We start from the raw sequence: 6,471 nt of genomic DNA, 5'->3' as shown, positions 1-6,471 counted from the left end.
CTCCGGCGGATAGTGCTTCATCCCCACAGGGACTCCGTTCTCCCAGATCCTCAAGATCCAGTGTCTACGGTGTCCAAGATCCGGGGCGAGGGCCCCTCGACCGTTGCTGCCCAGTCAGCGAGAAACTCTTCGATGGGCTGGTCGTCGGCCCAGTTCATCCGTTCCTGCAGCCGAGCATCCTCCTGGACCTGGAGTCCGGACGCCACCGTGATGAACTGCGCCGTCTCGCGGGCCCGCCTCAGAGGGCTGCTGAACGCGGCCCCGATCCCAACGTGCTGCAGCCACTTCGCTGTTCGGGCCGCATGCTGACGGCCGAGGACGGTCAGGCCCGGATCGCCGAGTTGGCGTTCCTTCTCCGCGTGCTGCACTAGGTAGAAGATGGTCACAGTCGAGGGTGACGTACAGTTCGCGGCCGACGCCACCGGAATCCCCGGCGGCACTAGTCTGGCTTCATGACGTTGAGTAACGACGAGCGTGAGCTTCTGCGCCTGGTCGACGAGTCCACTGCCCCGGTCGCGATGTCCGACCTGTTCCACATCATCCACCCGCCAGCCCCTGGCCTGGATGAGCATCACCGTGACCATGAGGCGTGGACCGAACTGCAGCTCGGCCTCTACGGCGCCTCGATCAGCCTACAAACCAACAGGTTCGTCCGTATCGTCTCCCCGGCCAACGGTGAACGAGCCGATCTCGTCGAAACCACCGCTGCCGGACGTGCCGCTCTGGCCATCTGATCACTTGGAACGTCAGAGCTCCTTCGTCCGTTGAGCGACACGAGGCCCGCAGCATCCCCCGTCTGCGGGCCTCACCAGTACCCCCATGCCGGGATCTGATGGCCAGCGCAGAAAGCGACGGGGACCTTGCCACTTCGGGGTCTTCCCGTGCAGCCCTCAGTCCGCCTTAAGCTCCTTCACGATCTGTACCGCTGCTCGTCGGGCGGGCTTCACACGCGGGTCGTCCGGATGAACATAGGGGCCGGCGATCTTCGAGCAGATGGAGCGTCATCACCTTGCCGTCCTGGCTCTCCCGGTGGAGGTCACGGGCCTCGATGCGTGCGCGGCCCTGTTCCGCTGATCAGGCTCGCCCGGAGCAGCTGACGTTTGCATAGGGACGAAGAACGCAAGTGGATGCTGCCTCCGAAGAAATCGCCTACCCGCCGCACCTGGCGCCTACTGGTGTGCGAGTGACACCGCATGAGCCAGATGAGCGATGGCGTCCCCGTCAAAATGGTGCGTGGAAGTCTCTGACGGCCAGGTAGAGAAGCCGTCACCCGGCCAGCGAGGCACCAGGTGGAAGTGCAGATGCCGCACGGATTGCTCCGATGCAGGGCCGCTGGCGTTGAGGATATTGACGCCAGTGGCCGCCAGAGTCGTCCTCATGGTCTTAGCGAGATGCTGGACCAGCGCCATGGTGGCAGCGAGCTGCTCGGGCGGCGCGTCGAAGATGTCTTCATGGTGCGCGTTCGGTACGACTACGGTGTGCCCAGGCGCGAGGGAATCGAGAGGAGCGAACGCTGAAGCCTCCGGTCCACGCTCGACCCAGCGAGCGTCTCCTCGACGGAGCAAGTCACAGAAGATGCACTCCATGGCGATCAATCCTGCCACTCACAGCAAGCACGTCTCCACGGCTTTCCAGGACGCACTCGGCGCGCCGCCGAGGGTTGGAAGTCTGGTGCCCGTCTCGGTGGTTGGCGGCTCAAACGGCCCTTCTCGGCTACTAGGGCGTCATCACTTTCCGGACCGGCACGGTCGGATTGTCAGTCCTCGCTGCCATTATCACGGCCATGCTCATTACCCCGAAGTCGGCACGGGACCTCCTGGCGGATCTGACCCAGACGTGCGCGGTGCCTGTTGACGCTGACGTGTTAACCAAAGCGCCCCGCGGCCGGTTCGCCGCGCACGGCTACATCCTCATCGGCGATGCCCCCGTGCGCGGCTACAAGCACAAAGGCCAGTGGCGCTTCGACGACAGAGAGATACGGCGCGCCGGCCAAGCCTTGGAAGAGTTGAAGTTCGACCGTGCTGATCTGGTGGACGCGGGCCTGTTCAAGCGCAGACGCCAAGTTGAGGACACTTGGGATCCGTACGACTGGCGCCGTGTAGTACACGGGTGGATGTCCCACGCCGCCTTCAATCAGGTCTACCGCAACGGCTGCCCCTGCGGCGACACGTGCCAGCGGCGCCAGATGCTGAAAGATGACGGTCTGCCCTGTGGGCTGACCATGGCCCAGTTCACGCAGGAGTACGGCCGCCAAACCATCGCGTGCACAAGGCCGTTGGATGTTCTGCACTGGGCGGACAGAGAATGGCGTGTCCCGCGCGCCTATGCGCACCTGCTGGACCGGTGGGCGAAGGCCGAGGAGCACCTGGCCGCCAAGGCTCGGAGTTGCACTGGGTGCGGAAAACCTGGGGACGCCTGGGAGTGGCGCACGCCTAGCGTCAGTGGATGGATCACGCTCTGCCCTTCATGCACAGCGGCCTCGTCCCAGACATACTCGGGTCAACTACGGGGTGCCCCCTACGACTCCGTGCCTCGCACCACTCGGGCGGACAGCTACCTGTGCCAGCTGTGCACCGAGCCCCGCCATGCATCCCACTGGGACCACTGCCACGACCATGGATACGTACGTGGGCCGCTCTGCGCGAGCTGCAACACGTACGAGGGCCTTGGGCTGAACTTCCTGACCCGCGAGGGCGGTCTTGCGCACTTGCTGGAATGCCGTGGCTGCCGTGAGCAGCGAACCCTCCCACAGCGCCACCACGAGAACGTAGCGCGCAGTCACCTGTACACATTCGAGCGGCACGGACGATGCAGGAAGCGCCCCTATATCGCGGAAGCCACACGCGGGACCGACGGAGCGATGCGCTTCCGGCTGGTGTGTCACGGTCACGGACAGCAGAAGCAGTGGGAGCGGGAGCTGAGCGGAGTAGAGGTCATGGAGTTGGTGCGCGAGTTTGTTGATAAGGGTCTGGCTCCGGCCTGACGATAAGGCGCGGTTGCTTCTCGCGACCCGATCCGCCGGACAGGCCCTTGCCTCCACCGCCTCGAACTCGACCACGCCCTCGGCCACGACTCCTCCTGCCGCATCGCCGAACGATGTGGTTTCCGGTACGAGGGGACCCTGCGGGGCGCGATGTTCGAACCGGGCCGGCACGACGCGTTTCGGGACATGCACCTGCACGGCCGCCTGGCGACGGACCCGGAGCCGGAGTAGGCGGCGGGGTCACTGGGGGGAGGGGGCGTCCCGACCGCGGCCCGTCGTCTCGCCCCGTCGGAAAACCACGGGCGCAGTCCGTGAACGCGCGGGATCATGAGGCATGCGCCCGGATGACTGGCACCTCACCGATGACGTCGACAGCTTCCAAGCCCGCGCAGGAGACTTCCTGCACTCGCGCCCCGCCCTGCACACCATCCCTCTGACGGTGACCGAGGCGCTGCGTACGCGCGGAGCGCACGCATACGGCGCCGAAGCCCCCGTCTTCGGCATCCTGGAGAGGGCGGGCGAGGTCCGCGCGACCTACTTCCGCACCCCGCCCCGCCGCCTGAACCTCACCCCCCTCACCCCCGACGAGTCCGACACCCTCGCCGCTCATCTGGCCGCCCTCGGCCTCCCCGTCCCCGGCGTCAGCGCGGACCGCGACACCGCCGCCGCCTTCGCCGAGGCTTGGCAGCGGCACACCGGCGCGACGCCGACGCTCCACGAGCAGCAGCGCCTGTACCGGCTCGGCACGCTGACCCCGCCAGAGCCGCATCCGGCGGGCCGGGGCCGAATCGCTGGCGAACAGGACCGTGAGCAACTCATGTGCTGGTACGAAGAGTTCGTCGCTGACATCGGAGGAACTGCGTCCGCAGAGGCCGGCTCCTGGGCTGACACGCGCATCGCCCAAGAACGAGTCACGTTGTGGGAGACCCCGGACGGCACCCCCGTCTCCATGGCAGGCATGACCCCGATGGTCGCCGGCCAGATCAGGGTGGCCCCCGTTTACACCCCGGCCCACCTACGTGGCCGCGGCTACGCGGGCGCCGCGACGGCCGAGGTCAGCAGGGCGGCCCTGGCGGCAGGCGCGGCGGAGGTGCTGCTGTTCGCCGACCTTGCCAACCCCACCAGCAATGGCCTGTACCAGCGGATCGGGTACCGCCCCGTGACGGACTTCGCGGTGTACAACTTCTAGGCACGGTCCGGGCGTAACCAGACTCGGGAGAAGCGGGCCAGCGAGCCGGTCGCTCCCCGGTGAGAGGGACGCGCCATGCCTCTGCCTATTCCTGTTGCCGCTGCGTCTGGAGTCCTCCTACCCTCGATGGCAACGCGTTGATGGAGACAAGTAGCCCAGGGTCACGTGAGCCGAGAGAGCTGCCGGTAGCTGTGAAGGCAGTCTCATAGCCCTTGGTGAAGACCCTCCTGAGCGCGGGGAGGAACGACCTTCGGGTCCAATGCCCCGCCGACTGGCCCCCGTCATCGGGCACGAATGAGGCCGCCGCTGCCTGGCGGTGGCAAAAGCGTGGTGGCACCGCGAGTCCCCTTCTCGCCCACGCTCCCAAGGGATCACGACGACGCCCCTGGGAGGGCTGCGGTGATCCACACGACTAGCCGCGTATTGGTGTCCGGACTGCGAGAACACGTCGGACAGACCGTTTCGGTGTCAGGCTGGGTGAACACACTCCGGCTCCAGCGGAAGATGCAGTTCGTTGTCGTACGCGACCACACTGGCATGGTGCAGGTCACCCACAAGCGCGGCGGCGAAGGAGACGAGATCGAGACGGCTCTCGAGGGGCTGACTCCAGAATCTGCGGTCCGCGTCACGGGCCGCGTGGTCGACAACCCGATCGTGAGCCTCGGCGGCCTGGAACTGGTCCCTGAGCAGGTCGAGGTGCTGAACCGGGCCGAGACGCCGCTGCCGATCGACGAGCACACCGGGCTGGAGCAGCGCCTGGACTGGCGGTTTCTCGACGTACGCAAGCGCCCAGCGGCACAGCTGCTGTTCGCCGTGCAGACCACACTCGAGCAGGGGATGCGCGAATACGCCTACAGCCAGGGCTGCACGGAGATGCACACACCGAAGCTCATGGGTACCGCCTCTGAGTCTGGGGCGGAGGTGTTCAAGCTCGGCTATTTCGACCGCGCCGCGTATCTGGCGCAATCGCCGCAGTTCTTCAAGCAGATGGCGATCGCTGCCGGTATCGACAAGGTCTTCGAGATCGGGCCGGTGTTCCGGGCGGAGCCGTCGTTCACGTCCCGGCACGCAACGGAGTTCACGGGCGTGGACGTGGAGCTGGCCTGGATCACGGACGTCGAGGACGTCATGGCCTTCGAGGAGCAGATGCTCACGCACGCCATCCGCAAGGTCGCCGACGCACACGGAGAGGCGATTCGAGAGACCTTCGGCATGGAGACCACGGTGCCGACGACACCGTTCCCGCGCATCACGATGGCCGAGGCCCAGCAGATCCTCCGCGCCAAGGGCTGGGACCCGGAGGGAGCGAAGGAGGACCTGGACCCTGAGGGCGAGCGTGGCATCGCGGAGCACATCCGTGAGGCGAAGGGGCACGAGTTCGTGTTCATCACGCACTACCCGACGAGCATCCGGCCCTTCTACCACATGCGCCCCGCATGCCAGCCGGACCTGACGCTGAGCTTCGACCTGCTGTGGCAGGGCCTGGAGATCACTACCGGGGCTCAGCGCGAGCACCGGCATCACGTGCTGGTCAAGCAGGCAGCAGAGAAGGACATGAGCGCCGAGCCGTTGCAGGACTATCTGAACGCCTTCCGGCACGGCTGCCCACCGCATGGCGGTCTGGGCATGGGGCTTGGCCGGGTGCTGATGGTGATGCTCGGCCTGGAGTCGATCCGCGAGGCCACCTTCTTGTTCCGTGGCCCGAACCGCCTGACTCCGTAGACGAGTTCATGCAAGATTTAAGGGCCCGGGTGGCGAGGCAGTCAGGTATGCATCGCCACCCGGGCAGTTCTATTCGCCATCTGAGCCGGTCGCCCCGGAGCACAGCATTGGCCCCGTCAGTTCGTTAGGCACAGCGAGCCCTTCGAGAAGCATGATGATCTTGTCGATGTTTGTGAGCCGGCGCGCTCCGGTCTCCAGCATCGACAGGAACGGCTGGCTCAGGCTGGTTAACGCGACAATGTCTTCTTGCCGGAGTGCTCCGAGCTGCCGAACGAGCTGGCAGAGGGTTCCGAAGTCGCGCTCCAAGAGGGCTCGTTGGATGTCAGGGTGCGACCAGACGTGGTGAGGCACCGATGGGCCCACAGGCATGCCCTCTCTTGCTCGGCGGCTGCAGGCCGTGCAGTGCCTCTCGTCGTTGTACCTGCTCAGGCGGCATCTGCACCCTTCACAGCGACGCATGTGTCCTGCGGAAGGGTCCTGGGTGGTACGAACTGCCAACACGGACATCCACTCCTTGGCGAACCGGTACCGGTGGCGTGCGCCGAGACGACCGTTGACGAGACGGTCGGCGTTCGAC

General features: G+C 66.1%; 7 protein-coding genes and 1 pseudogene. 5 read left to right on the top strand and 3 right to left on the bottom strand.

Annotation, left to right across the window (positions count from 1 at the left end; genetic code table 11):
- Positions 1-50: 50 nt before the first annotated feature.
- On the bottom strand, positions 51-386 hold the full coding sequence (locus ABZW18_RS05855) for a histidine phosphatase family protein (RefSeq protein ID WP_356182619.1): 336 nt from the start codon (positions 384-386) through the stop codon (positions 51-53).
- Positions 387-452: 66 nt separating this feature from the next.
- Here ABZW18_RS05855 and ABZW18_RS05850 point away from each other — a divergent pair, with 66 nt between their 5' ends.
- A complete protein-coding gene (locus ABZW18_RS05850) occupies positions 453-734 on the top strand; it encodes a hypothetical protein (protein ID WP_356182616.1) in 282 nt (93 codons plus the stop codon).
- A 435-nt stretch (positions 735-1,169) separates the two neighbouring features.
- On the opposite strand, the gene ABZW18_RS05845 is transcribed toward ABZW18_RS05850, so the two are convergent.
- Positions 1,170-1,586: an HIT family protein gene (locus ABZW18_RS05845; RefSeq protein ID WP_356182614.1), complete on the bottom strand. Its 417-nt coding sequence runs from the start codon at positions 1,584-1,586 to the stop codon at positions 1,170-1,172.
- Positions 1,587-1,783: 197 nt separating this feature from the next.
- Here ABZW18_RS05845 and ABZW18_RS05840 point away from each other — a divergent pair, with 197 nt between their 5' ends.
- The 4 genes and pseudogenes from ABZW18_RS05840 to aspS all read left to right on the top strand — a co-directional run bounded on the left by ABZW18_RS05840 (position 1,784) and on the right by aspS (position 5,894).
- Positions 1,784-2,983 (top strand): endonuclease domain-containing protein, encoded by a 1,200-nt coding sequence (locus ABZW18_RS05840; RefSeq protein ID WP_356182611.1) that lies wholly within the window; start codon positions 1,784-1,786, stop codon positions 2,981-2,983.
- A gap of 51 nt (positions 2,984-3,034) precedes the next feature.
- A pseudogene (locus tag ABZW18_RS05835) lies at positions 3,035-3,214 on the top strand (GNAT family protein); the annotation flags it as partial.
- Positions 3,215-3,317: 103 nt separating this feature from the next.
- Positions 3,318-4,172, top strand: coding sequence for a GNAT family N-acetyltransferase (locus ABZW18_RS05830; protein ID WP_356182609.1), 855 nt, complete (start codon positions 3,318-3,320; stop codon positions 4,170-4,172).
- A 399-nt stretch (positions 4,173-4,571) separates the two neighbouring features.
- Positions 4,572-5,894 (top strand): aspartate--tRNA(Asn) ligase, encoded by a 1,323-nt coding sequence (aspS, locus tag ABZW18_RS05825; protein WP_356182606.1) that lies wholly within the window; start codon positions 4,572-4,574, stop codon positions 5,892-5,894.
- A gap of 69 nt (positions 5,895-5,963) precedes the next feature.
- Here aspS and ABZW18_RS05820 read toward each other — a convergent pair whose 3' ends face one another.
- A complete protein-coding gene (locus ABZW18_RS05820; protein ID WP_356182604.1) occupies positions 5,964-6,200 on the bottom strand; it encodes a transcriptional regulator in 237 nt (78 codons plus the stop codon).
- Between the last annotated feature and the right edge of the window lie 271 nt (positions 6,201-6,471).

Origin of the sequence: Streptomyces sp. NPDC004647, from assembly GCF_040609575.1 — a bacterium.
Lineage (GTDB): Bacteria > Actinomycetota > Actinomycetes > Streptomycetales > Streptomycetaceae > Streptomyces.
This window is presented reverse-complemented; position numbering and strand designations above follow the sequence as displayed.

Coding starts and splice junctions, on each gene's coding strand:
- ABZW18_RS05850 (WP_356182616.1), top strand. CDS start 453: ATGACGTTGAGTAACGACGAGCGTGAGCTTCTGCGCCTGGTCGACGAG.
- ABZW18_RS05845 (WP_356182614.1), bottom strand. CDS start 1,586: ATGGAGTGCATCTTCTGTGACTTGCTCCGTCGAGGAGACGCTCGCTGG.
- ABZW18_RS05840 (WP_356182611.1), top strand. CDS start 1,784: ATGCTCATTACCCCGAAGTCGGCACGGGACCTCCTGGCGGATCTGACC.
- ABZW18_RS05830 (WP_356182609.1), top strand. CDS start 3,318: ATGCGCCCGGATGACTGGCACCTCACCGATGACGTCGACAGCTTCCAA.